The following is a 1,229-nucleotide window of genomic DNA, read 5'->3' on the forward strand; positions in this document are numbered from 1 at the left end:
GGGGGAACCGCAGAATTCGGAAAAAATCGTACGCTAAGCTAACGGTGTTCTCGTGACAGCTCTTTGACTAGGCTTTCTAAGGCCATTCTGATAGCCCTGACTTCCTGAAAAGCCATGGCTAAAATTTGTGCGGCTAAAAGGGATAACCGATGGTAAAGTAAGTTATCCCTGTCGAGATACTGAAAAGCGTTATCCTCGTTTTTCCCAAAACTGTTTTGCCAGTTCGCTCAGAGCGCTAGTTAACTGAGCGACAAATTTCGCACTTTGCAAATTATTCTGCCCGGTCTGTACATTGGTATCAGCAGCATCGCGTATATTGATAATACTGCGGTTTATGTCTTCACTTACTGCTCCCTGCTGCTCGACCGCAGTCGCTATTTGCGCGTTCATGTCGGTAATTTCGTTAACGCGTTGGCCAATTCCATCAAGAGCTGTAGCTGCTTCCTCTGCGTGAGCTACACTCGTGTGCGCTTGCCGACTACTTTGCTCCATGACTGTAACAGCGGATTGCGCTCGCTCTTGTAGAGCGCTGATCATGCTTTGAATATCCGTTGTCGATTGCTGTGTGCGAGCAGCAAGACTGCGAACCTCATCGGCGACAACAGCAAAACCACGCCCCTGCTCACCAGCACGCGCGGCCTCAATTGCTGCGTTGAGTGCCAACAAATTCGTTTGCTCGGCGATCCCTCGTATAACGTCAAGAACTTTTGATATCTCGTTACTTTGACCTTCAAGCTCATGAATAACCTGAGCGGCTTGCCTAATTTCACCTTCAAGGGCAGTGATTGACTGGCTTGTGTGGGCTACCAGACGCTGGCCAGATGCCGTCTCAGTGTCTGCTCTTCCGGCCGCATCTGCAGCATGCTGTGCATTGCTCGCAACCTCTTGAATGCTTGCCGCCATTTGGTTTACTGCCGTTGCTATTTGATCTGTCTCTGCCTGCTGCTCAACTGTAAGTACATTGCTTGACTCAATATCCTTTAGTAGGCCTCGGGTGTGTTCGCTAAGCCGATTTGATGCATCACCTATGCGACCTACTATGGCGCCTGTTTCAGCTTGCATCATTCGTAAAGCAAACTCTATTTGGCCAAACTCATCGGTGCGCCCAGTGTAGAGGGATTGACTTAATGGGTTATTGGAAATATTCCTGGCTCTTTCAACCAGTCTTCCAAGAGGAGAGAGAATAGCCAAAACACTAACAGAGCTTAAGCTTCCTGACATTAAAGTGG

Annotated in this window: 1 protein-coding gene; it reads right to left on the reverse strand. The window is 48.7% G+C overall.

The window, feature by feature from the left end; all coding sequences use genetic code 11:
* Nucleotides 1–189: 189 nt before the first annotated feature.
* Entirely contained in the window at nucleotides 190–1,221 is a 1,032-nt protein-coding gene (locus H3221_RS25520; RefSeq protein WP_371040332.1) for a methyl-accepting chemotaxis protein, read from the reverse strand.
* Nucleotides 1,222–1,229: the final 8 nt, after the last annotated feature.

It is taken from the genome of Pseudomonas chaetocerotis (assembly GCF_015712105.2).
GTDB classification, from domain to species: Bacteria; Pseudomonadota; Gammaproteobacteria; order Pseudomonadales; family Pseudomonadaceae; genus Aquipseudomonas; species Aquipseudomonas chaetocerotis.